The sequence below is a fragment of the Blastococcus sp. SYSU D00820 genome (genome assembly GCF_054050695.1).
The window spans coordinates 101,682-124,744 of record NZ_JBJGZW010000012.1 but is presented as its reverse complement, the minus strand read 5'-3'; the positions used below and the strand labels follow the sequence as shown (position 1 = coordinate 124,744).

20 protein-coding genes and 2 pseudogenes are annotated in these 23,063 nt (G+C 76.3%); 16 read left to right on the top strand and 6 right to left on the bottom strand.

Going from position 1 to position 23,063, the window contains the following annotated elements; genetic code table 11:
* Positions 1-3 precede the first annotated feature (3 nt).
* Positions 4-1,722, bottom strand: a complete 1,719-nt coding sequence (locus tag ACI79R_RS14285; protein WP_456574297.1) for a protein kinase domain-containing protein — start codon at positions 1,720-1,722, stop codon at positions 4-6.
* Positions 1,723-1,796: 74 nt separating this feature from the next.
* Here ACI79R_RS14285 and ACI79R_RS14280 point away from each other — a divergent pair, with 74 nt between their 5' ends.
* Positions 1,797-2,621 carry an alpha/beta hydrolase gene (locus ACI79R_RS14280; RefSeq protein ID WP_456574296.1) on the top strand — a complete coding sequence of 275 codons (825 nt, stop codon included), beginning with the start codon at positions 1,797-1,799 and terminating at the stop codon, positions 2,619-2,621.
* A 5-nt stretch (positions 2,622-2,626) separates the two neighbouring features.
* Here ACI79R_RS14280 and ACI79R_RS14275 read toward each other — a convergent pair whose 3' ends face one another.
* Positions 2,627-2,863 (bottom strand): hypothetical protein, encoded by a 237-nt coding sequence (locus ACI79R_RS14275; RefSeq protein WP_456574295.1) that lies wholly within the window; start codon positions 2,861-2,863, stop codon positions 2,627-2,629.
* A 71-nt stretch (positions 2,864-2,934) separates the two neighbouring features.
* On the opposite strand from ACI79R_RS14275, the gene cutA reads away from it, so the two are divergent.
* Both cutA and ACI79R_RS14265 read left to right on the top strand, forming a co-directional pair.
* Complete coding sequence (gene cutA / locus ACI79R_RS14270; protein ID WP_456574294.1) at positions 2,935-3,267, top strand: divalent-cation tolerance protein CutA; 333 nt, start codon at positions 2,935-2,937, stop codon at positions 3,265-3,267.
* A gap of 105 nt (positions 3,268-3,372) precedes the next feature.
* Positions 3,373-5,094: a putative bifunctional diguanylate cyclase/phosphodiesterase gene (locus ACI79R_RS14265; protein ID WP_456574293.1), complete on the top strand. Its 1,722-nt coding sequence runs from the start codon at positions 3,373-3,375 to the stop codon at positions 5,092-5,094.
* Between the two features lie 61 nt (positions 5,095-5,155).
* On the opposite strand, the gene ACI79R_RS14260 is transcribed toward ACI79R_RS14265, so the two are convergent.
* Entirely contained in the window at positions 5,156-5,443 is a 288-nt protein-coding gene (locus ACI79R_RS14260) for a DUF6343 family protein (protein ID WP_456574292.1), read from the bottom strand.
* 47 nt (positions 5,444-5,490) lie between these two features.
* On the opposite strand from ACI79R_RS14260, the gene prfB reads away from it, so the two are divergent.
* The 7 genes from prfB (at position 5,491) to ACI79R_RS14225 (ending at position 11,203) form a co-directional block, all read left to right on the top strand.
* On the top strand, positions 5,491-6,606 hold the full coding sequence (prfB, locus tag ACI79R_RS14255; RefSeq protein ID WP_456574291.1) for a peptide chain release factor 2: 1,116 nt from the start codon (positions 5,491-5,493) through the stop codon (positions 6,604-6,606).
* A gap of 194 nt (positions 6,607-6,800) precedes the next feature.
* Positions 6,801-7,490 carry a cell division ATP-binding protein FtsE gene (gene ftsE, locus ACI79R_RS14250; RefSeq protein ID WP_456574290.1) on the top strand — a complete coding sequence of 230 codons (690 nt, stop codon included), beginning with the start codon at positions 6,801-6,803 and terminating at the stop codon, positions 7,488-7,490.
* A gap of 44 nt (positions 7,491-7,534) precedes the next feature.
* Positions 7,535-8,419, top strand: a complete 885-nt coding sequence (gene ftsX / locus ACI79R_RS14245) for a permease-like cell division protein FtsX (protein ID WP_456574289.1) — start codon at positions 7,535-7,537, stop codon at positions 8,417-8,419.
* Between the two features lie 106 nt (positions 8,420-8,525).
* Positions 8,526-9,002 carry an SsrA-binding protein SmpB gene (gene smpB, locus ACI79R_RS14240; RefSeq protein ID WP_456574288.1) on the top strand — a complete coding sequence of 159 codons (477 nt, stop codon included), beginning with the start codon at positions 8,526-8,528 and terminating at the stop codon, positions 9,000-9,002.
* Positions 9,003-9,012: 10 nt separating this feature from the next.
* Positions 9,013-9,936 carry an NADP-dependent oxidoreductase gene (locus ACI79R_RS14235; protein WP_456574287.1) on the top strand — a complete coding sequence of 308 codons (924 nt, stop codon included), beginning with the start codon at positions 9,013-9,015 and terminating at the stop codon, positions 9,934-9,936.
* Positions 9,933-10,826 (top strand): amidohydrolase family protein, encoded by an 894-nt coding sequence (locus ACI79R_RS14230; protein ID WP_456574286.1) that lies wholly within the window; start codon positions 9,933-9,935, stop codon positions 10,824-10,826. The genes ACI79R_RS14235 and ACI79R_RS14230 overlap by 4 nt, the downstream gene beginning before the upstream one ends.
* On the top strand, positions 10,823-11,203 hold the full coding sequence (locus tag ACI79R_RS14225) for a VOC family protein (protein ID WP_456574285.1): 381 nt from the start codon (positions 10,823-10,825) through the stop codon (positions 11,201-11,203). Before ACI79R_RS14230 ends, ACI79R_RS14225 begins: the two co-directional genes overlap by 4 nt.
* 4 nt (positions 11,204-11,207) lie before the next feature.
* Here ACI79R_RS14225 and ACI79R_RS14220 read toward each other — a convergent pair whose 3' ends face one another.
* The gene (locus ACI79R_RS14220) at positions 11,208-12,512 is read right to left on the bottom strand and encodes an alpha-amylase family glycosyl hydrolase (protein ID WP_456574284.1); all 1,305 of its coding nucleotides are present in this window, start codon (positions 12,510-12,512) and stop codon (positions 11,208-11,210) included.
* 71 nt (positions 12,513-12,583) lie between these two features.
* Here ACI79R_RS14220 and ACI79R_RS14215 point away from each other — a divergent pair, with 71 nt between their 5' ends.
* From ACI79R_RS14215 to ACI79R_RS14200, 4 genes and pseudogenes are all read left to right on the top strand, one after another.
* On the top strand, positions 12,584-13,459 hold the full coding sequence (locus ACI79R_RS14215) for an SCO6745 family protein (protein WP_456574283.1): 876 nt from the start codon (positions 12,584-12,586) through the stop codon (positions 13,457-13,459).
* A complete protein-coding gene (locus ACI79R_RS14210) occupies positions 13,456-13,995 on the top strand; it encodes a carboxymuconolactone decarboxylase family protein (RefSeq protein ID WP_456574282.1) in 540 nt (179 codons plus the stop codon). The genes ACI79R_RS14215 and ACI79R_RS14210 overlap by 4 nt, the downstream gene beginning before the upstream one ends.
* Before the next feature lie 289 nt (positions 13,996-14,284).
* A complete protein-coding gene (locus tag ACI79R_RS14205; protein ID WP_456574281.1) occupies positions 14,285-15,433 on the top strand; it encodes a magnesium and cobalt transport protein CorA in 1,149 nt (382 codons plus the stop codon).
* Positions 15,343-16,578: pseudogene (locus ACI79R_RS14200) on the top strand (exodeoxyribonuclease V subunit gamma); the annotation flags it as partial. The gene ACI79R_RS14205 and the pseudogene ACI79R_RS14200, both read left to right, overlap by 91 nt.
* A 1,056-nt stretch (positions 16,579-17,634) precedes the next feature.
* Here the strand turns inward: ACI79R_RS14200 and ACI79R_RS14195 are convergent.
* Positions 17,635-18,372 (bottom strand): annotated as a pseudogene (locus ACI79R_RS14195) (dihydroxyacetone kinase subunit DhaK); the annotation flags it as partial.
* Positions 18,373-18,548: 176 nt separating this feature from the next.
* Here ACI79R_RS14195 and ACI79R_RS14190 point away from each other — a divergent pair.
* Together ACI79R_RS14190 and ACI79R_RS14185 are read left to right on the top strand one after the other, a co-directional pair.
* The gene (locus ACI79R_RS14190; protein WP_456574280.1) at positions 18,549-20,552 is read left to right on the top strand and encodes a hypothetical protein; all 2,004 of its coding nucleotides are present in this window, start codon (positions 18,549-18,551) and stop codon (positions 20,550-20,552) included.
* The gene (locus tag ACI79R_RS14185) at positions 20,549-22,099 is read left to right on the top strand and encodes a hypothetical protein (RefSeq protein WP_456574279.1); all 1,551 of its coding nucleotides are present in this window, start codon (positions 20,549-20,551) and stop codon (positions 22,097-22,099) included. Before ACI79R_RS14190 ends, ACI79R_RS14185 begins: the two co-directional genes overlap by 4 nt.
* Here the strand turns inward: ACI79R_RS14185 and ACI79R_RS14180 are convergent.
* Entirely contained in the window at positions 22,081-23,022 is a 942-nt protein-coding gene (locus ACI79R_RS14180; protein ID WP_456574278.1) for a patatin-like phospholipase family protein, read from the bottom strand. The genes ACI79R_RS14185 and ACI79R_RS14180 overlap by 19 nt on opposite strands.
* Positions 23,023-23,063: the final 41 nt, after the last annotated feature.

Here is a 23,063-nt window from a genome sequence, read left to right as displayed (position 1 = left end):
CGCTCAGCGGCGGGGGCGCACCAGGGCCAGCACCGCGGCGCCGACCTCGGCCACCAGCCAGGTGGCCACGGTGACGTAGCCGATCACCACGGCGTCGCCCCAGACGGCGTCGGGTGCACCGCGCGCGAGCTGCAGCTCGACCAGCACCACCGCGCCGACGGCGTTGGACGCCCACAGCGCGAACCGCCACCCGGCCGCCCGCCGCAGCAGCTGCCACACCACCAGGTCGGCCGCCTGCGCGCCGGCGAACGCCAGCAGCGGATCCGCGCCGGCCTCGGGGCGCAGCGCCCACAGCGCCAGCGTGCCGGCGGCGATCGCACCGAGCACCCACCAGAACCCGCCGGCCCGGTCGACCAGGTCGCGCAGCCCCAGCGTCAGGCCGATCGCCGCGGTGCTCGCCGCCGCCGTCAGGCCGAAGCCGAGCGGCAGCGCGGTGCCGTACGCGACGTCCAGGTCGTCCCCGGCGGCGACCAGCACCACGAGGAGGACGGCGGCCACCGCGGCCACCAGGTGCCCCAGCACCCCGTGCCGCCGGGCGCGGGGCGGCTGCTGCGGCGGCGGGCCGGCCCACGGCGCCGGGGGAGGGGCCGGCCGCTGTCCCGGCATCGGCCCGGGCGCCGCCGCCGGTCGCTGCCCGGCCAGCGGCATCGGCTGCCCCGGCACCGGCTGCAGCCGCGTCGGCGGCCGCTGCACCGGCACCGGCTGCACCGGCACCGGGCGGGCGGCGACGGCGTACCCCGCCGGCGGCGTCGGCCGCCGGGCGTACGGCGCCGCGGGTGGCTGCCCGGCGGGCGACTGGCCGGCGGGCACCGGCACGGCCACCGGCGGGGGCAGGTCCACCCGGGTCGCCGCCGAGGGCGGTCGGCGGGCCGGCGGGCCCTGCGGCACCGGCGGCGGCAGCAGCGCCTGCCGCGTGGCCTCGACCAGCGCCCCGGCGCTGCCGATGCGGTGCAGCGGGTCCTTGACCAGGCCCTGGCGGAGCGCGCCGTCCAGCGCGGGCGGCACGTCGCGCCGGCGCACCCACAGCGGCGGCGGGTCGGTGTAGCAGTGCGCGTGGTACGCCGTCGGCAGGCTGTTGGACGGGAACGCCCGCACCCCGGTCAGGCACTCGTAGAGCACGCAGGCCAGCGCGTAGACGTCGACCCGGCGGTCGACGTCGCGCCCGGTCACGAACCGCTCCGGTGCCATGTACTCCAGCGACCCGATCGCCGTGCCGGTCTCGGTGAGCACCGCGGGGTCGTCGGCGGACCGGGCGATGCCGAAGTCGACCAGGTAGACGAACGGCCGGTCGGCCCGCCCGGTGAGCAGGATGTTGGACGGCTTGACGTCGCGGTGCACCAGGCCGTCGGCGTGCGCGGCGTCCAGCGCCTCGGCCACCTGGCCGGCCACGGTCAGCGCCGTCTCCACGGGCATGGGCCCGGCCCGGGCGATCCGGGTGGCGAGGTCCTCGCCCTCGACCAGCCGCATGTCGAGGAACAGCCGGCCGTCGATCTCGCCGAACCGGTGGATCGGGATGACGTGCGGCTCGCGCAGCCGCGCGGTCAGCTGCGCCTCGCGCTGGAACCGCGCCCGGTAGCCGGCGTCGGCGGCGAGGTGCGGCGACAGCAGCTTCAGCGCCACCACCCGGTCGTGCTCGGTGTCGTAGGCGCGGTGCACCTCACCCATGCCGCCGCGGCCGATCAGGCCCTGCAGCCGGTAGGGACCGAAGGACTCGCCGTCCACCCCGCCCCCCTCACGCCCGGCCGTACCGGTCTCCGAGCGTGTCACACGGAGGTGACCGGGAGCAGGATCGACGGGTGCGCAGGGTGCTCCGGGTGGCCGTGGTGCTCGCCGTCGTGTGCGCTCTGCTCGTGGGCGTGCTCTGGGCGGTGCAGCGCCGGCTGGTCTACCTGCCCGACGACGGCCCGGTGCCGGCGGCGGCGACCGCCGTCCCCGGCGCCCGCGACGTCGTCCTCACCACGGCCGACGGCCTGTCGCTGGGCGCCTGGTTCGTGCCCGGCCCGGCCGCCGACGCGCCCGCCGTCCTCGTGGCCAACGGCAACGGCGGCTCGCGTGGGGCACGCGCACCGCTGGCCCGGGCGCTGTCGGCCGCGGGCCTGGCGGTGCTGCTGTTCGACTACCGCGGCTACGGCGGCAACCCGGGCAGCCCCAGCGAGGAGGGGCTGGCCCTCGACGTCCGCGCCGCGCGGGCGTGGCTGCTGGACGAGGGGGGCGTGCCTCCCGAGCGGCTCCTGTACTACGGGGAGAGCCTCGGCTGCGCCGTCGTCACCGAACTGGCCACCGAGCACCCACCGGCCGGGCTGGTGCTGCGCTCGCCGTTCGTCGACCTGGCCTCGGTCGGGGAGGAGCACTACCCGTTCCTCCCGGTGCGCTGGCTGCTGCGCGACCGCTATCCGGTGGCCGAGCAGCTCGCCGGCGTCGAGGCACCCACCACCGTCGTCCTGGGCACCGGCGACACGATCGTCCCGCCGGCGCAGAGCCGGGCGGTCGCCGCGGCCGCCGGCGCCCTGCACCGCCTGGTGGAGGTGCCCGGCGCCGGCCACAACGACCTCGTCCTGCTCGACGGCCCCGAGCTGGTGGCCGCCGTCGTGGAGATGGCCGAGGTGGCCACCGGCGGCTGAGGGCGTCAGCCGCCGCGCTCGACCTCGGCGGTGACCACGCCGCGCAGCGCGGTCAGCAGCGCGTCGTTCGAGGTGTCGCCGGCCGCCAGCGCCGAGCGGGCCTCGTCGGGCAGCACCGAGGGGTCCAGGTCGTCCAGCCAGGTCACCTCCCCGCCCACCTGCCGGCCGATCTGCACCGTGTCGCCCTGCCGGCGCAGGACGTACTCGTCGGCGTCCACCGTGATCCGAATGTCGTCGCTCATGGCCGGGCCCTACCCCGACCCGGGCCGGTTGCACGCGCGACCTGCGGGAACGGGCGGGGAGGATGGCTCGCGTGGACGAGGAGTACTGCGAGGTCGTGGTCACCGCCGGCGACCCGGAGTGGCTGGTCGGCTTCACCCGCACCCTGGTCGAGGAGCGGCTGGCCGCCTGCGGCCAGCACGTGACCGCGGTGCGCTCGGTCTACCGGTGGGACGGCGCGGTGCACGACGAGCCCGAGGCCCGGGTCGCCCTGCACACCCGCCGCTCGCTGGTGCCCGAGATCGTCGCCCGCGCCGACGAGCTGCACCCCTACGACGTGCCGTGCGTCATCGCGCTGCCGCTGGTCGCCGGCAATCCGGCCTACCTCGCCTGGCTGGCCGCCGAGACCCGCGACCCGGCGGGCTGAACCTCCCCCCAGCGGGGGAGCGGGTCTCCAGTCCCGGCCGGGGGCTGCCGACGACCGGGGGAGAGGGGTGCCATGGACGACGCCCCCGGTCCCGGGAGGTGCTCCGTGCCGCGTACGACCAGCGGTCCGCCGTCGCGGCTCCCCGACGCCGCGCTGCTCCAGTCGGTGCTCGACGCGCTGCCCTCGCCGACGCTGCTCATCGACGCCGCCGGCACCGTCCTGTTCGCCAACACCGCCTGGGACGCCGCGGCCCGGCTGCTCGACGACGCCCGGCTGGCCGTCGGCGACGGCACCGACTACTTCGCCATGGCCCGCAGCCTGCGCGACGACGCCACGGTGACCGACCTGGTCGAGGGCCTGCGTGCGGTCTCCCGCGGCGAGCAGGAGTCCGTCGCGCTCGACTACGCCTTCCGCCACCCCGGCGGCGTGCGCTGGTACCACCTGGTCGGCACCCGGGTCGGCGACAGCGACCGGGTCGTGGTCACCCACAGCGACGTCACCTCGCGGGTGCGCGCCGAGCGCTCGTCGTCCTGGCAGGCCCGGCACGATCCGCTGACCGGCCTGCCCAACCGCGCCCACCTGCTCGAGCTCATCGACCGGGAGCTCGCCCGCCCCGGCCGCGGGCCCGTGTCGGTGCTCTTCCTCGACGTCGACGGCTTCAAGGAGGTCAACGACTCGCTCGGGCACGAGGCCGGCGACGCCGTGCTCCGCGAGGTCGCCGCGCGGCTGACCGGCTGCGTCCGCGGCAGTGACACCGTCGGCCGGCTGGGCGGCGACGAGTTCGTCGTCCTCTCGCCCGGCTGCGGTGCCGACGTCGCCGGAACGCTGGCCGACCGCTGCCGGGAGGTGCTCGCCCGGCCCGTCGCGCTGGCCGGCCGTGACCTCCGCCTGGGCGCCAGCGTCGGGCTGACCACCGCCCCGCCCGGCAGCTGCGCGGCGCGTTCCACCGACCTGGTGCGCGACGCCGACCTCGCGATGTACGCGGCCAAGGCCGACGGCCGCAACCGCACCCGGCGGTTCTCGCCGGACCTGCGGACCGCCGCCGAGCGGCGGGCGGCCCTGGCCGACGAGCTGCGCACGGCCCTCGAGACCGACCAGCTCGTCCTCCACTACCAGCCGATCGTCCACCTGCCGACCCGCGCCCTCACCGGGGCGGAGGCGCTGGTCCGCTGGCAGCACCCCGAGCGCGGGCTGCTGGCCCCCGGCGAGTTCCTCCCCACGGCGGAGACGCACGACCTGCTCACCCCGCTGGCGCGCTGGGTGCTGCGCGCGGCGACCCGGCAGGCGGCGGCGTGGCGGCGCGACGGGCTGGACCTGATCGTGGGCGTCAACATCCACGCCTCCCACTTCTCCACCGGCACGCTGGTCGACGACGTGCTCGACGCCGTCGACGCGGCCGGGCTGCCGCCGTCCCGGCTGGTGGTCGAGCTGACCGAGACCGCCGTCGCCGACGACGCCGACCGGGCCGCCGCCCAGTTCGCCGAGCTGCGCCGCTGCGGCGTCGAGGTCTCCATCGACGACTTCGGCAGCGGCTTCTCCTCGCTCGGCCAGCTGGTGTCGATCCCGACCGGCATCCTCAAGATCGACCGCAGCCTGGTGGCCTATCCGGAGGGCCGCCGCGCCCAGGCGGCCGCCGCGATCGCCGCCGTCGTCGCGCTCGGCCGGGCCTGCGGCATCCGCAGCCTCGCCGAGGGCGTGGAGACCGCCGAGCAGCTCGAGCTCGCCGCGGAGCTGGGCTGCACCTACGCCCAGGGCTTCCACATCGCCCGGCCCATGCCGGCCGCCGAGCTGGCCCGGTTCGCCGCCGGGCAGTGCCTGGCTGTCTGACCGGCCTCCCTGCAGGGGCCCGCCGCGGGCGTGCGAGCGGTGGGGGCAGGGAGGTCCTTTCTCAGCCGGGCTCGCCGCGAGCCTTCCGCCGGATCACCACCACCAGGTCGACGGCGGCGACCGCGGCGAGCACCAGCAGCACGACCGCCGGCCAGGCCGGCAGGTCGGTGGCCAGCCAGAGCAGGCCGCCGACCAGGCAGACGACCAGGCCGAAGGCGGCCAGCACCAGGCGGAGGGTGAGCGCCGACTGGGCCGGGGCGGCTCCGGCGAAGCCGGCGGTGGGGTCGTGGTGGTCGGGCAGGCCGCGCTCGTAGTCCGCGCGGCTGCGCCTCCGGCGGGGCTCGCTCATGTCGGACCCGGGTACCCGGTGGCGCGGGCGCACTACCCTCGGCAGACGTGGCTGCTGACTTCTCCGTCGTCCTGGACGAGCTCGACACGACCCTGAAGTCCATCGAGGCCGTGCTCGACGTCGACCGGCTGCGCCGCGAGGTCGCCGAGCTGGAGGAGCAGGCCGCCGCGCCGGACCTGTGGAACGACGTCGAGGCCGCGCAGGCGCTCACCTCCCGGCTGTCCTACCTGCAGGGCGACCTGCGCCGCGTCGAGGAGCTGCGCCGCCGCCTCGACGACGCCGGCCTGCTGCACGAGATGGCCGCCGAGGAGGGCGACGAGAGCTCCCTCGCCGAGGCCGAGCGCGAGCTGACCGGGCTGCGCAAGGAGATCGAGGAGCTCGAGGTCCGCACGCTGCTGTCGGGGGAGTACGACTCCCGCGAGGCGCTGGTGACCATCCGCTCCGAGGCCGGGGGCGTCGACGCCGCCGACTTCGCCGAGATGCTCATGCGGATGTACCTGCGCTGGGCCGAGCGGCACAAGTACCCGGTCGAGCTCTACGACGTCAGCTACGCCGAGGAGGCGGGCATCAAGTCGGCCACCTTCGCGGTCAAGCAGCCCTACGCCTACGGCACCCTCTCGGTCGAGCAGGGCACCCACCGGCTGGTGCGCATCTCGCCGTTCGACAACCAGGGCCGCCGGCAGACGTCGTTCGCCGGGGTCGAGGTGCTGCCCGTGGTCGAGCAGACCGACCACGTGGACATCCCCGAGAACGAGATCCGCATCGACGTCTTCCGGTCCTCCGGGCCCGGCGGGCAGAGCGTGAACACCACCGACTCCGCCGTCCGCATCACCCACCTGCCCACCGGCATCGTGGTCAGCTGCCAGAACGAGAAGAGCCAGATCCAGAACCGCGCCGCCGCCCTCCGGGTGCTGCAGGCCCGGCTGCTGGCGGTGCGCCAGGCCGAGCAGCGCGCGGAGATGGACGCGCTCAAGGGCGAGGGCGGCAGCAGCTGGGGCAACCAGATGCGCTCCTACGTGCTGCACCCGTACCAGATGGTCAAGGACCTGCGCACCGAGCAGGAGACCGGCAACACCACCGCCGTCCTGGACGGCGACATCGACTCCTTCATCGAGGCCGGCATCCGCTGGCGGCGGCAGCAGGAGGCCGTGCCCTCGAGCTGAGGCAGCCCCTTAGCGCGCTGTGACCACGCCGTCACGGACGTCACAGCTCACGGCGTGTCGCCGTCCTCCCGCCACGCTGGGTGACCGTCGTCCCGGCGGGAGCCCCGTGCCGGTCACCGTCCGCGAGAACCGCCTCGGTGTGCCTCGGCCCGAACGGGCCGGACGGCGGCTCGGGACAGGTACCGTGGCGCCTCGTGATCGAATTGCAACACGTCACCAAGATCTACCCGGCCAGCGCACGGCCGGCCCTCGATGACGTGTCCACGGAGATCGACAAGGGCGAGTTCGTCTTCCTCATCGGCTCCTCGGGCTCGGGCAAGTCGACCTTCCTGCGGCTGCTGCTGAAGGAGGACGACCCGACCAAGGGCACCGTCATCGTCAACGGCAAGACGCTGAACACGATGAGCAAGTGGAACGTCCCCAAGCTGCGCCGCACGATGGGCTGCGTCTTCCAGGACTTCCGCCTGCTGCGCAACCGCACGGTCGCGCAGAACGTGGCCTTCGCGCTCGAGGTCATCAACAAGCCGCAGCGGACGATCAAGCGGGTCGTCCCCGAGGTGCTCGAGATGGTCGGCCTCGAGGGCAAGGCCAACCGGCTGCCCGGCGAGCTCTCCGGTGGCGAGCAGCAGCGCGTGGCCATCGCCCGCGCCTTCGTCAACCGGCCGCTGGTGCTGCTGGCCGACGAGCCCACCGGCAACCTCGACCCCGAGACCAGCGAGGGCATCATGCTGCTGCTGGAGCGGATCAACCGCACCGGCACCACCGTGATCATGGCGACGCACGACTACCACATCGTCGACTCCATGCGCCGCCGGGTGATCGAGCTCAACGGGGGAGTCATCGCCCGCGACCAGTCGCGCGGCGTCTACGGCGTCGGCCGCTGAGCCCCGCCGCCTGCACTCCCGCCTGAACTCACGACAGGGAATCGATGCGCGTCAACTTCGTCCTCTCCGAGGTGGCCACCGGGCTCCGTCGCAACCTGACCATGACGGTCGCGATGATCCTGACCACGGCCATCTCGCTCGGCCTCATGGGCACCGGCCTGCTCATCGCCGGGATGATCTCCGACATGAAGGAGATCTACTACGACAAGGTGCAGGTCTCCATCTTCCTGGCCGACGACGTCACCGACGAGCAACGCTCGGCGATCGAGCAGCAGCTCGAGGAGTCGCCGGAGGTGGCCAGCTTCCTGTACGAGTCGAAGGAAGACGCCTTCGAGCGCTTCCAGCAGCAGTTCAGCCAGCAGCCCGAGCTGGTGCAGAACACGCCGCCGGACGCGCTGCCCGAGAGCTTCCGCGTGGAACTGGTCAACCCCGAGCGCTACGAGGTGATCGCCGCGCAGTTCCCCAACGGGGAGAACGGCGTGGACCAGGTGCGCGACGAGGGCGACTTCCTCGACCGGCTGTTCAGCCTGCTCAACGGCGCGCGCAACGCGACGATCGCCGTCGCCGTCGTCCAGGCGCTCGCGGCCCTGCTGCTGATCTCCAACACCATCCAGCTGGCGGCGTTCAACCGGCGCAACGAGACCAACATCATGCGGCTGGTCGGCGCCTCGCGCTGGTACACCCAGCTGCCGTTCATCCTCGAGGCGGCGCTGGCCGGCCTGATCGGTGCGCTGCTGGCCGTCGGCGGCCTGGTGCTGACCAAGGTGCTGTTCGTCGACAAGACCCTCGCCGGGCCGATCAAGGCCGGGATCATCCCGCCGGTCGACTGGGGCGCGATCGCCACGATCAGCCCGATCATCGCCGGCGCCGGCGTGGGGCTGGCCGCGATCGCCGCGTACGTGACGCTGCGGTTGTACGTGCGGCTGTAGTCGCCCGCTCCACGCTCGACGAGACCTGCGTACTCGTGGCCATCACCCGTTGATGGCCCCGAGTACGCAGGTCTCGGCGTTGGCGGGGCCCGGTTAACCTGGCCTCATGCCGCGGGAGCAGGGGCGCAAGCTGATCGCCCAGAACAAGAAGGCGCGGCACGACTACTCGATCCTCGACACCTACGAGGTCGGCCTCGTGCTGACCGGTACCGAGGTCAAGAGCCTGCGCGCCGGCCGGGCCTCGCTCGTCGACGGGTTCGCCACGATCGACGACGGCGAGGTGTGGCTGCAGCACGTCCACATCCCCGAGTACGTGCAGGGCACCTGGACCAACCACACGCCGCGCCGCAAGCGGAAGGTCCTCATGCACCGCATGGAGATCGACAAGCTGATCGGCAAGACCAAGGAGGGCGGCCTGACCCTGGTGCCGCTCGACCTGTACTTCAAGGACGGCAAGGTCAAGGCGACCCTGGCGCTGGCCAAGGGCAAGAAGTCCTACGACAAGCGCCAGGACCTCGCCGAGCGCGACTCCCGGCGGGAGATCCAGAAGGCCTTCGGCCGCTACGTGAAGGGGCGCAGGTGATCGGGCCGTCATGAGAGGGATCGCCTACGACCGGTTCGGTGACCTCGACGTCCTCGAGCTGCGCGACGACCTCGCCGACCCGCCGGTCGGGCCCGACACCGTGCTGGTCCGGGTGCACGCCGCCGGGGTCAACCCGGTCGACATGGGCATCCGCGCCGGCGGGCTGGCCGGGTTCTTCCCGCACCACTTCCCGATCGTGCCGGGCTGGGACGTCGCCGGCGTGGTCGAGGCCGTGGGCCCGGCGATCACCGCGTTCGCGCCGGGGGACGAGGTGTTCGGCTACGTCCGCCGGGACGACGTCCAGTGGGGCACCATGGCCGAGTTCGTGCCCGCCCCGCAGCGGTGCCTGGCGCACAAGCCCGGGTCGCTGTCGTTCGCCGAGGCCGGCGCGCTGCCGCTGGCCGGGCTGACCGCCTACCAGGCGCTGACCGAGGCGCTGGAGGTCTCCGAGGGCGACCGGGTGCTCGTGCACCGCGCCGCCGGCGGCGTCGGGTTCAACGCCGTCCAGATCGCCGTCGCGCTCGGCGCGCACGTCATCGGCACGGCCAGCCCCCGGAACCACGGCTTCCTGCGCGAGGCCGGGGTCGCCGAGGTCATCGACTACGGCGCCGGGCCGATCAGCGGGCAGCTGTCCGAGCCGGTCGACGCCGTCCTCGACCTGATCGGCGGCGACGCGCTCGCCGACGCCCCGCAGCAGGTGCGCGACGTCGCCCGGATCGCCTCGGTGGTCGACCCCGCGGTCAACGAGATGGGCGGCCGCTACGTGTTCGTCCGGCCCGAGCCGCACGACCTCGAGGAGCTCGCGCGCATGGCCGACGCCGGCCAGCTGCGGGTGCCGATCGCCAAGGCGTTCCCGCTGGAGCAGGTGGCCGACGCCCAGCGGCTGGTCGCCGAGGGGCACGTGCGGGGCAAGGTCGTGGTGCAGGTCAGGTGACCGTGCACCCGCCGGCCGACGACGAGGACGTCCCGCGCTTCTGGCGGGAGCTGGGCCTCCCCGGCCTGGTCGACGTGCACGTGCACTTCCTGCCCGACCGGGTGCAGGCCAAGGTGTGGCGCTACTTCGCCGAGGCCGAGACGCACTACGGCGCGGCCTGGCCGGTCACCTACGCGCTGCCGGTCGCCGACCGGCTGGCGCTGCTCGAGGGGCTCGGCGTCCGCGCCTTTCCCACGCTGCCCTACCCGCACAAGCCGGGCATGGCCGCCTGGCTCAACGACTGGTCGGCGGAGTTCGCGGCGCAGCATCCCCGCGTGCTGCAGTCGGCCACCTTCTTCCCCGAGCCGGAGGCGCCGGCCTGCGTCGCCGAGGCGCTCGACCGCGGTGCCCGGGTGTTCAAGGTGCACGTGCAGGTCGGCGCGTTCGACCCGCGCGATCCGCTGCTCGACCCGGTGTGGGGCCGGCTGGCCGACGAGGGGACACCGGTGGTCATCCACTGCGGCTCCGGGCCGCTGGCCGGCCGGCACACCGGGCCCGAGCCGATGGCCGGGCTGCTCGACCGGCATCCGCGGCTGCGGCTGGTGATCGCCCACCTCGGGATGCCCGAGTACCGCGAGTTCCTCGACCTCGCCGAGCGCTTCGACGGCGTTCACCTGGACACCACGATGTTCGCCACCGACTTCACCGAGCGGCTGATGCCCTTCGACCGCGCCGACCTGCCGCGGCTGGCCGCGCTGGGCGACAAGGTGCTGCTCGGCACGGACTTCCCGGCGATCCCGTACCCCTACGCCCACCAGCTCGAGGCGCTGGCCCGCCTCGACCTCGGGGACGACTGGCTGCGCGCCGTCCTGTGGCACAACGGGGCCCGGCTGTTCACGATCGGGGCGTGACCCCGAGCATCCGGCCGGCCTCCACCGTCCTCGGCACCCCCGATCCGCACGGGCTGGCGCTGTTCTACCAGCGGCTGCTGGGCTGGCCCCTGCGCGACGACGAGCCCGCGTGGGTGACGCTGCGCCCGGACGGCGGCGGCCCGGGGCTGTCCTTCCAGCTCGAGCGCGACCACGTGCCGCCGGTGTGGCCCCCGGAGCCGGGCACCCAGCAGATGCAGCTGCACCTGGACTTCCAGGTCGACGACCTCGACGCGGCCTGCGCGCTGGCCGAGGAGGCCGGCGCCCGGCGGATCGGCGGCTACGACGACCCGCACGAGCAGGTGCGGATCTACGCCGACCCCGCGGGTCACCCGTTCTGCCTGTTCACCAGCGACTGAGGCCTCAGCCGGCCAGCACCGCCCAGCCGTGCGCGGGCAGCCGCACCCGGTCCCCGGCGACCGTCGCCTGCCCGGCCAGCAGCGCGCCGGCGCCGGGCGCGGGCACCTCGACGGCGGCGTCGGCGAGGTTGAGCGCGACCACCAGCCGGCCGACGTCCCCGCGGCTCTCGTAGGCGAACTGCTCGTTGGCCAGGTGCAGCGTCCGGGTGCGCGCCCGGTGCAGCCAGCGGTGCCGGCGGCGCAGGCCGATCAGCTCCTGGTGCAGCCGGAACGTGGTCTCGCCGAAGGGCGCCAGCTCCGCCGGGGTGGCGGGGAAGGGCGGGCGGACGGCGTCGTCCCCACCGGCCCGGTCCTCCTTGACCCCGCGGAAGGCCTGCTCGTCACCGGAGTACAGCGACGGCGTGCCGGCCACCGTCATCAGCACGGTCAGCGCGTGCGCCACGTGCCGCTCGTCGGTCAGCCGGCTGGCCAGCCGGGTGACGTCGTGGTTGCCCAGGAAGGTCATCGGCACGAACGTGCCGAGCAGCCCGTCGTGCCGCTGCAGCGCGTGCGCGAGCTCGAAGAGGTTGCCGTCGTTGAGCGCGCTCCAGACCGCCTTCCACAGCTCGTACTGGGTGACCGCGTCCATGCCCGACGCGCGCACGATGCCGGCGTAGTCGCCGTGGATCACCTCCCCGACGACGTAGGCGTCGGGGTGCGCGGCGCGCACCCGGGGCAGCACCCGGGCCCAGAACGCCGGCGGGACGGCGTAGGCCGCGTCGAGCCGCCACCCGTCGGCGCCGCGGTCCAGCCAGTGCGTCATCACCTCCGCCACCAGGTCCTCGACGGCGGGGGAGGAGTGGTCGAGGGCGACCAGCTGCGCGTGGCCCTCGAAGACGTCGACGGCGGGCTCGGTGCCCGGCTGCCACCGGTCCTGGCGCAGCCGGAACCAGGACGCCGTCGGCGCGGACGGGCCCTGCTCGGCCAGCGCCCGGAAGGCCGGGTGGCCACGCCCGACGTGGTTGAAGACGCCGTCGAGCAGCACCCGCAGGCCGCGGGCGTGCGCGGCGTCGACCAGGGCGCGGAAGTCGTCCTCGTCGCCGAGGCGCGGATCGATGCGGCGGTGGTCGACGGTGTCGTAGCCGTGCGTCTGGCTGGCGAACACCGGGCCGAGCAGCAGGCCGTTGGCCCCGAGCTCCAGCACGTAGTCCAGCCACGCCTCGAGCCGGCCGAGCCGGTGCGTGACCGCCTCGACCGCCTCCTTCTCCGCCTCCACGAACCCGAGCGGGTAGACGTGCCACCAGATCGCGTCCTGCACCCAGTCGGGCATCCACCCCTCCTCGTCCGGCCGCGCCCACCGTCGCACGGGGCCGGGGTGCCCGCCCGCATAGGGTGCGGCCCATGGTCAGCGCCGATCAGCCCCTCCCGCCCGGCACCGTCGCCCGCGCGCACCGCGCCATCGAGCCGCTGCACAACCACCTGTACTTCGCTCCCGAGCACGACCAGCACCTCGCCGCGGCCGGGCTGCGGCCGGGGCGGATGTGCTACTTCGCCGGCCGGGCGGCGGCCATGGGGCCGGTCGGCCCCGGCGTGGTGACGGCGACCTTCTACAACTTCTCCCCGGCGATCGTCGCCCGGCACCTGCCGCGGGCCTGGACCCTCGCCGCGCCGGAGCAGGTGCTGGCGGCCCGGCTCGACGCCGCCCGCGCCTCCCTGGCCCGGCTGCTCGGCGAGGCCGCGGAGTCGCCCGAGGTGGCCGAGCTCGCCGGCCTGCTGCGCGAGGCGTGCACCGCGCTGACCCCCGACGGCCGCCCGCTCTACGCCGGGCACGCCGACCAGCCCTGGCCCGAGGAGCCGCTGCTGCAGGTCTTCTGGGGTGCGACCCTGCTGCGCGAGCACCGCGGCGACGGCCACCTGGCGGTGCTGCTGCGGCACGGGCTGTCGGGCATCGAGGCGCTGCAGACGCACGTGGCCACCGGGCGGGCGTTCACCGCGGAGGCGGCGCAGGCGCTGCGCGGCTGGACCGACGAGGAGTGGGCCGCCGCGGGAGCGGCGCTGGCCGACCGCGGGCTGGTCGCCGACGGCGCGCTCACCGAGGCCGGCACCGCACTGCGTGCGCAGATCGAGGCCGACACCGACGCGCTGGCCGAGGCGCCGTGGCGGCACCTCGGCGCCGAGCGCACCGCGCGGGTGACCGAGGTCGGCCGGGCGCTGTCCGGCCGGCTGGTCGCGGCCGGCGCCTATCCGGCCGGCGTCTTCGCCACCCCGGCCCGATGACCGCCGGCCCGCGGCTGCCCCTGGCCGCCGGCGAGGGGCCGGTCGCCGACCTCGTCCGCGCCCGGCGCGGGGGCACGCTCAGCACGCTCGATCGGCTGCTGCTGCACAGCCCGCCGGTGGCCGAGGGCTGGAACGCGCTGCTCGGCGCGCTGCGCTCGGGCACCACGCTGGCGGCCGACCTGCGCGAGCTGGTGGTGCTGCGGGTCGCCGTCCTCAACGACGCGGCGTTCGAGTGGGCGGCGCACGAACCCATCGCCCGCCGCGCCGGGCTCACCGACCTGCACCTGCGGGTGCTGCGCCGTCCCGACGCGGCGGAGCAGGGCGTGTGGTCGCCGGTCCAGGCCGCCGTCCTGGCCTGGACCGACGCCTCCACGCGCGACGTCGTCGTCCCTGACGCGGTGGTGGCCGCCGCCCGTGCCCACCTCGACGACCGGCAGGTCGTCGAGCTCGCCGCGCTGGCCGCCGGCTACGCGATGGTCAGCCGCTTCCTCGTGGCGCTGGAGGTGCCGCCACCCGACGGCGAGGTGGCCGGCTGACCACGTCCGGGGGAACACCGCGCGATCGCGGTGTCTGAGTGGTCACGTATCGGCGGCGCGGGCGCCCCGGCGTGTCACGATGGACGACGGCCCGCGCGACGGACGCCGGCCACCGACCCGGGAGGAGGGACGCCATGCGCAGCGAGCCGCCCAGTCCCAGTCCCGGGGTCCTCGCCGGGTAGCGCCCCCCGTCCTCCGCCTTTCGCGCGCGAATGGCGGGATCCGGGCCGGCCGGCCGGGCGAGGACCTCCTCCGCTGCGTCCCCACCAGCGTCCTCCGGGAGTCCGTCATGGCCGATCGCCGCCTCGCGCCCCTCTCCGCCCTGCCCACCCTCCGCCGCCGTCCACGGCCGGAGGTCGTCCGCGCGCCGCAGGCGGTGCCGGCCGAGCCCGCGGTCGCCGACCCCGGCCGGCAGTCGCCGCTGGTCGACAACGCCGTCTACGCCGGCGGCCGCCGGGTGGCGACGCCGTCCTCTCCCGAGGAGAGCCGCGAGTGGCTGGACGAGGGCTTCGAGGAGCGCATGGTGTGGCTGGGCCTGTACCGGCCCGAGCCCGCCGAGCTCGGTGAGCTGGCCGAGCAGTACGACCTGCCCGAGCTCGCCGTCGAGGACGCGATCAAGGCCCACCAGCGGCCGAAGTTCGAGCGCTACGGCGACACGCTGTTCGTCGTCCTCAAGGCGGCGCGGTACCTCGACGCGGCCGAGGAGGTGGAGTTCGGCGAGCTGCACCTGTTCCTCGGCCGCGACTTCGCGATCACCGTGCGGCACAGCGAGTCGCCCGACCTCGCGCGGGTGCGCCGCCGGCTGGAGAGCGATCCGGAGCTGCTGGCCAAGGGCAGCGAGGCGGTGCTCTACGCGATCCTCGACGCCGTCGTCGACGGCTACTCGCCGGTGGTCGCGGGCCTGGCCAACGACATCGACGAGATCGAGACCGAGGTCTTCCGCGGCGACCCCGGCGTCTCCCGGCGCATCTACGAGCTCTCCCAGGAGGTGCTCGAGTTCCAGCGTGCCGCCCAGCCGCTGCACGGCATCCTCGCCGCGATCACCGCCGGGTTCGACAAGTACGGCGTCGACGAGGACCTCCGCAGCTACCTGCGCGACGTCGCCGACCACGTCACCCAGGTCAACGAGCGGGTCGAGGGCTTCCGGCTGCAGCTGCGCGACATCCTCACCGTCAACGCGACGCTGGTCGCCCAGCGGCAGAACGAGGAGATCCGCGAGCTCACCGAGGCCTCGATCGCCCAGGGCGAGGAGGTCAAGAAGATCTCCGCGTGGGCCGCGATCCTGTTCGCGCCGACCCTGGTGGGCACCGTCTACGGGATGAACTTCGAGGACATCCCGGAGCTGTCGTGGCACCTGGGCTACCCGTTCGCGCTGGTGCTGATGATCGGGGTCAGCGGAACGCTGTACGCGGTGTTCAAGCGCCGGAACTGGATCTGAGGGCCCCGCTGCCCCCACCGCTCGCTGCGCTCGCGGCGGGACCCTGCAGCGGGGCCGGTCGCGGCCCGATCGCTCGCGGCGCTCGCGGCGGGACCTGCGACGAGAGCGAGGGTCCCGAGACCTGTCGGTTCCCTGACCTAGGGTCGGCGGGCCGTCGTCGGTCGAGCACGGGGAGCTGGTCAGTGGGGCTGCACGTCCACCGGTCGGAGAGCGCCGGGGCGCTGGTGGCGGCACTGGCCGAGGTGCTCGCCGTCCCGCCGGCCGACCCGTTCGAGCGCGACCTGGTCGCCGTGCCGGCCCGCGGGGTCGAGCGGTGGATCACCCAGCAGCTGTCCGGCCGGCTGGGCGCCGGGAACCGGGCCGACGGCATCTGCGCGCGCGTGGAGTTCCCGCGGCCGGACGACGTGCTCGCCACGGCGGTGGCCGCGGTCAGCCCGGGCGCCGCTGCGGCGGTCGAGGCGTGGCGGCCCGAGCGCGCGGCGTGGCCGCTGCTCGACGTCCTCGACGACCTGCTCTGCGGCCCCGACGAGCCGTGGTGCGCCGCGCTCCGGCGGCACCTCGGCCCGGGCGACGACGGCACGCCCAGCAGCCGCCGGCTGGGGGTGGCCCGCCACCTCGCCGAGCTCTTCGCCGCCTACGGCGGCGCCCGCCCGCAGCTGCTGCGCGACTGGGCCGCCGGCCACGACGACGCCGTTCCCGCCGACCTGCGCTGGCAGGCCGAGTTGTGGCGCCGGCTGCGCGCGCGGCTCGGCACGCCGGCACCGGCCGAGCTGCTCGACGACGCCTGCGCCGCGCTGGTCGACCGCCCCGGCGCCGTCGACCTCCCGGCCCGGCTGGGCGTCTTCGGCGTCAGCCGGCTCGACGCCGCCCAGCTGCAGGTGCTCGGCGCTCTGGCCGCCGGCCGCGAGGTGCACCTGTGGCTGCACTCGGCCAGCCCCGCGCTGTGGGAGGCCGTCGCGGCGGCCGGGCCGGCCGGTCCGCGGCGGGCCGACGTCACCCTGCCGGTCCGCCACCCGCTGCTGGCCTCGCTGTCGCGTGACGTGCGGGAGCTGCAGGTGCGGCTGGCCGCGCTCGGCCCGGCGTCCGACACCCACCACCCCCCGGCCGTGCCCGGCCGGCCGCGCACCCTGCTGGCGCAGCTGCAGGACGACCTGCGCGCCGACCGCGCGCCGCAGCCGGGGTTCCGGCTCGACCCGGGCGACCGGTCGGTGCAGGTGCACGCCTGCCACGGCCGCGCCCGCCAGGTCGAGGTGCTGCGCGAGGTGCTGGTCGGCCTGATGGCCGACGACCCGACGCTCGAGCCGCGTGACGTGCTGGTCATGTGCCCCGACGTCGAGGCCTACGCCCCGCTGGTGACCGCCGTCTTCGGCGCCGACGACCATCCCGGTGGCCGGCTGCGGGTGTCGCTGGCCGACCGGTCGCCGCGGCGCACCAACCCGCTGCTCGACACCGCCGCCACCCTGCTCGACCTCGCCGCCGGCCGGGTCGCCGCCACGGAGGTGCTCGACCTGGCCGGCACCGAGCCGGTGCGGCTGCGCTTCGGCCTGGACGACGACGACCTCGCCCGGCTGCGCGGCTGGACGGTCGCGGCCGGCGTGCGCTGGGGGCTGTCGGCCGAGCACCGCGCCGGCTGGCGGCTGGCCGGCATCGAGCAGGGCACCTGGCGGGCCGGCATGGACCGGCTGCTGGCCGGGGTCGCGCTCGAGCAGGACGACGCGCTGCTCGGCGACGCGCTGCCGGTCGACGAGGTCGACTCCAGCGCCATCGGGCTGGCCGGCCGGTTCGCCGAGCTCGTCGACCGCCTGGACGCCGCGCTCACCGCTCTGGCCGGCCGGTATCCGGTGGCCGGCTGGCTGGACCTGCTCGAGGAGTGGGTGACCGCGCTGGCCGACGTCCCCGCCGACGGGCAGTGGCAGCTCACCGCGCTGCGCGCCGAGCTCGCCGAGGTGCGCGCCGCGGCGGGGGGGGGGGGGGGGGCGGGGGGGGGGGGGGGGGGGTGCGCGCTGGGATGCGCGAGGCGGGGCGGGGGGGCCGCGAACCCCCCCGCGCGCACCGCCCCCCCCCCCCGCCCCCACCCCGGCGGCCCACCCCCCCCCCCCCCCCCCCCCCCCCGCCACCCCCCCCCCGCCCCCCCCCCGCGCCCGGACGGCGCTGCGCGCGACGATCGCCAGCTCCATCGGCGGGGTGCCGCCCAGGCCGTTGACCAGCAGCGCCACCCGGCTGCCGGCCGCGACGCCCCGGTCGGCGGTGATCCGCTCGAGCAGCCGGGCGACCACCGCGTCGGCCGGCTGCGCGGCGGTGCGCTCCACGCCCGGCTCGCCGTGGATGCCCAGGCCCCACTCGATCTCGTCGTCGCCGAGCTCGAACGACGGCTGCCCGGCCTCCGGCACGGTGCACGCCGACAGCGCCACGCCCATGGTGCCGATCGCCTCGGCCACCGCCCGCGCGGCCGCGGCCACCTCGGCCAGCGGGAGGCCCTCCTCGGCCGCCGCGCCGGCGACCTTGTGCACCAGCACGGTGCCGGCCAGCCCGCGGCGCCCGGCGTTGTCGCCGTCGGCGGCCAGCGCGACGTCGTCGGCCACGACGACGACCTCCACCGGGATGCCCTCGGTCCGGGCGATCTCGGCCGCCAGCCCGAAGTTCAGCCGGTCGCCGGTGTAGTTCTTCACCACCAGCAGCACCCCGGCCGGGCCGCCGACGGCCCGGATCGCGGTGAGGACGGCGTCGGTGGACGGCGAGGTGAAGACGTCGCCCACGACCGCGCCGGACAGCATCCCCGCCCCGACGTACCCGGCGTGCGCGGGCTCGTGCCCGGCGCCCCCGCCGGAGAGCACCGCCACCCGGCCGCGCTCCCGCTGCCGGCCGGCGTCCCTGCGGACGACGACCTGCCCCGGCAGCAGGGCCAGGCCGGGGTCGGTGAGCACCGTGCCCCGCAGCATCTCGGGGACGACCGCGGCCGCGTCGTTGACCAGCTTCTTCACGGGATCGATCCTGCCGAGCGCGGCCCGCGCGCGCCGCCCGGGAGCCGATCCGGTGTGCCGCGGGCGCGCCCCTTGTCCGCGGCCGTTCCCGACCGGGATGCTGAGGCACCGCCCGCGAACCAGTGAGGAGCCCCGTGGCCACCCCCTACGCCGGCGTCGGCGGTGTCGACGAGGACCTCGCGTCGCACGCCGACGAGGTGACCCGCAGCCGCCTGCCCCTCCTGCCGACGGTCGAGGGCGTGCGCTTCTGGCTCGACGTCGACGCCAGCGGGGCACTGCTCGGGGTCACCGCACCGGAGGACGGCGCCGCGCCGACCGCCGTCCCCGGGTACTGGGGCTCCGCCGTGACGCCGGTCGTCTGCCGCGACCTGGTCGTCGACCCGGAGAACTTCTGGCGTTCCCGGCTGGTCGCCGAGGTCGTCGTGCCCGGCGCGCCGCAGCCCGGCCCCGCCGTGGTGGCCGCGCCGGTCGACCTCGCGCACGCCGGCCCCGGCGGCTACCGGCGCGACTCCGCTGCCCGGCTGCGGCTGTCGCTGGCCGCCGGCGAGCTCACCGTGCACCCCGACGGGGAGGGCCCGGAGCCGGGGCTGGACTGCCCGGGCGACCGGGCCGACGCGGTGCTCACCGGCCGGGTCGCCCGCGCCGCGCGGCGCACCTCCGCGCGCACCGGCCGGGAGTTCGCCGTCCTCACCGTCGAGACCGCCGGGCTGGTGCTCGACGTCGTCACCGACGCCGCCGAGGTGCCCGAGCCGGGCACGACGGTCACCGCGACCGGCCGGCTCGGCGCCGTCTTCGCCGGGCCGGTGGCCGGTCTCGCCGACACCCCCGGCGCCCCCTCGCTGGTCACCACCGCCCGCCCGAAGCCCGTCCGCCGGGCCCCGGTGCGGCTGCAGCAGCTGCCCGGCGCGACCGACTGGCCGGCGACCACCCCGCTGCTGGAGCTGGCCGAGGACGCGCAGGTGCTCGCGCCGGTGGTCAGCTCGGCCGGCGGCACCGACCGCGGCGTGATCGCCTGCTGCGCCGACTGGGACGGCCGCTGGCAGCTGCGCCGGTTCCCGCCCGGCGCGACCGCTCCCGACGCGGCGGTCGACCTGCCCGGCCACCCCGCCGCCCTCGCCGTGCACCGCGGCGGCGTCGCCGCGGTCATCGGCCGCGACCTGCTGGTCCTGGACGCCGACCTGCGAATCCTGCACCGCTCGGCGCTGCCGCCGCAGGGCCGGATCGACGTCGTCGCCTCCCCCGCGGCGGTGCACGTGCTGCTCACCGACGCCGCCGGCGGCGACGCCCCCGACGAGGCCGGTCGCCGAGCGCTGGCCGCCGGCGCCGCGGTCTACCGCTACCGCCTGCACCGGCTCGACCTCGCCCGCCTGGCCGCCGGCGCTCCCGACGCCTGGCTGTCCACCGACCTGCCGGTCAGCGGCATCGCGGCGCGGGCGCCGGGCACCGAGCCGATCTGGGTCGATCCCGGGCCGGCCGACGCCACCGGCGGGGGATTCTGGCTGGCGGTGCCCGGCGGCGATCCGTGGGGCCGCCCGGCCCAGCACCACCTCGTCGTCCGCGCCGACGGCAGCCTGGGCCTCACCACCGAGGTCACCGGCCCGCCGTGGACCGAGGCGCGGCTGGAGCACGGCGGGGCGGTGCTCACCGTCGACGAGCGCGGCCCGGCCGTGGACGGCGAGCCGGTGCCGCAGCCGGCACCCTCGCACGTCCGGCTGCTCACCGGTGCGGTGCCCGGCGCCGCGGCGTCCCGGTTCGACGGGCAGGGCGCGCAGGTCTACGAGCTGCGCGGCGACGGCCGGCCGCGGCTGGACCTGGTGGCCGCCGCACCCGAGTCCGGGCACGTGACCCGCGCGGTCGACCCCGGTACCGGCGACCGCTGGTACGCGCTCTCCGGCGCGCGGGAGCCCGGCGTGCTCGGCGTGGTGCGCGGGGACGGCGTGCTGCAGCCGGTGCTGCAGGCCGCGGAGCAGTTCTCGGTGGTCGCGCACGCCGCCGACTCCGCCGTCCTCACCACGACGATGGCGTCGTCCCCGCTGCTCGACGAGCGGACCGGCGCGCTGCTGCCACCCGGGCAGTACGAACAGGGCTCCTACCGCGTGCTCGCCACGCTGGTGCAGGTCGCGACGGTGACCCGGTGACCGCCCCGGAGGCGCCCCGCTGGACGGCGGAGCAGGTGCGCGCCCAGGTGCCCGCGGGCTGGCTGGCCAAGCAGTCGGTCACCCTCGTGGCGCCCGACGGCCAGGCCAACGTGATCGTCTCCAGCGAGCCGCTGGACCGCGCGGTGACCACCGACGAGTACGCGCACACCCAGGGCGAGCTGCTGCGACGGGACTTCCCCGGCTACGCCGAGTCGGTGTTCACCGTGCTGCCGCTCAGCACCGGACCGGCGTACCTGCGGCTGTTCTCGTGGTCGCCGCCCAACGGCGTGCCGGTCGTGCAGCAGCAGGTCTACCTCGCCCGCGGCGGCACCGGGTACACCGCGACCGCCACCGCCCCGGCCACCACCGCCGCCGCGCTGGCGGAGGTGTTCGACCAGGTGTTCGCCACGCTGGTTCTCGACGTCGCCGCCGCTCCGGCCGAGGCGGAGGCCGGTCCCGAGCCGGCGCCGCTGCCCTGGACTCCCCCGGCGCCGCCGGAGCCGGAGCCGGTTCCCGCCGCGCCGGCATCCGGGGGTGCCACCGTGCTGGCCCAGCTGCCGTCGCTGGCCGACCTGCGGCCGCCGGTGCCGCCCCGCACGACGCCCCCGCCCGCACCGGTCACCCCTCCGGCGGAGGCGCCTCCCGTCGACCCCGACGAGGCGGACGTGACCGTCGCCCGGGTCGGCGGGGCCGGCCGGGTGCCCCTGGTGACGACCGAGCGGGCCGTGGCGCCGGAGCCCGCGCCCGACCCGGTGCCGGAGCCGGAGCCGGAGCCGGTCGCCCCGCAGGCCGAGGCACCTCCGCCCCCCGCCGAGCGCGACCGGCACCTCGACGCCGCCGTCGACCGGGTGCTGGTGGCCGCTGTCGACCTGCTCGCCGGCGACCCCGGCGCGCTGGGCCCGCACGACCCCGCGCCCGCCGCCGAGGCGGTGGAGCGCGACGTCGCCGCCGTCCGCACCGCCCTCACGGCCCTGCTCGACCGCACCTCGCTGATGGCCCGCGTGCTGCCGTGGAACGGCCGCGAGGACACCGAGCAGCTGGTGCGCCGGCGGCTGGGCGGCTGGCTGGCCGGCGTCGGCCGGCCCGAGTCCGCCGACGGCGCCCTCGAGGACGCCGTCTGGGCCGCCGCCCGCGCCGTGGCCGAGGTGGCCCGCGAGGAGCGCGGCGCCGGTCGGGCCCGCCCGCCCGGGCTGGCGACCACGCTGGCCACGGCGACCGCGCAGCTGCCGGACCCGGCCGCGGCGTGGGACGAGTCGCTGCGCACCGTCTCCGTCGCCCGGCCGCAGCGCTACCGGCTGCGGCTGGCGCTCGACCCGTCGTCGGGCGCGCTGCTGCACCCCGACGACGACGCGAGCGCGGCCCGCTGGGGCGGTGAGGTCTCGCCGTACGACCTCCCCGTGCCCGCCGACCTGGCCGACGAGCTGCGCGCGCTGCTGCAGCGGCACCTGCGCCAGGAGGCCCCGGACGACGAGCTGCCGGCCGCCCTCCCGGGTCTGGCCGACCGGCTGCGCCGGGCGCTCGGGCCGGCCTACGTCATCGTGGGCTGACCCGACCAGAACTCGTCCAGCCGCCCGGCCAGGGCCCGCCCCTGGTCGCGACCGGCGCGCCCGGCGGCCGGGCGCGCCGTCGGATCCATCATGTTGTCGCCGAAGGCTCGGCGGGAGGCCTCGTCTGGGAGGACGGTCTCGACGGCGGTGCCGCGGGCGCGCAGGTCCTCGACCTGCGCGGCGAGGTGCGTGCCCCAGTCCGGCGGCGTGTGCGACCGGCCGCCCAGCGGCGCCAGCACCAGCACCCACCCGCACCCGGCCGCCAGGTCGGCGTTCTCGATCGACCGGTAGCCGCCGTCGACGTACCGGCGGTCGCCGATCCGGTACGGGAGGCCGCCGCCGGCACAGCTCGCGGCGACGGCGTCGACCACGTCGACGCCGCTGTGCCGGTCGAGGAGCACGGGGTTCCCGGTGCGGGCGTCGACGGCCACGACCAGCACCCGGGGCACCGGCCAGCGTCGTCCGGGCAGCCGCGCGGCGACGGTCTCTCGCCACCGGGTCGACCAGGTGCCGTCCGACGCCGCATCGGCCTCGAGGGTCAGCGCCCCCATCCGGCGGCGCATGTCCGCGGGACCGTCCGCCGCGGCGATGACCCGGCGCATCGCCGCGAGGTGGTCCGCCGCCGGTCCGCGCCCGCCGGCGGGCCGGAGGCTGCCGGTCCGGGGTGCGGGCGCCTCGGTGAGGACGCCGGCGAGCAGGGCGGCCGGATCGCCGTCGGCCACCTGGACGGCGACCGTCGAGCCGGCCGACGTCCCGATGATCAGGTCGGCGCCGGTCACGTCCCGCCCGCCCTCGAGCAGGCCGGCGAGGACGCCGATCGACCACGCGTGACCGGCCGATCCGCCACCACCGAGGACCAGCGCCCGCCGGTCGGGGGACGCCGTCGCGCCGACGGGACCGTGCGCAGGGGAGTTCACGTTCATGGGAGTCGCCTCTCGCGGTGCCTGGTGGGCGCTCCCGGGAG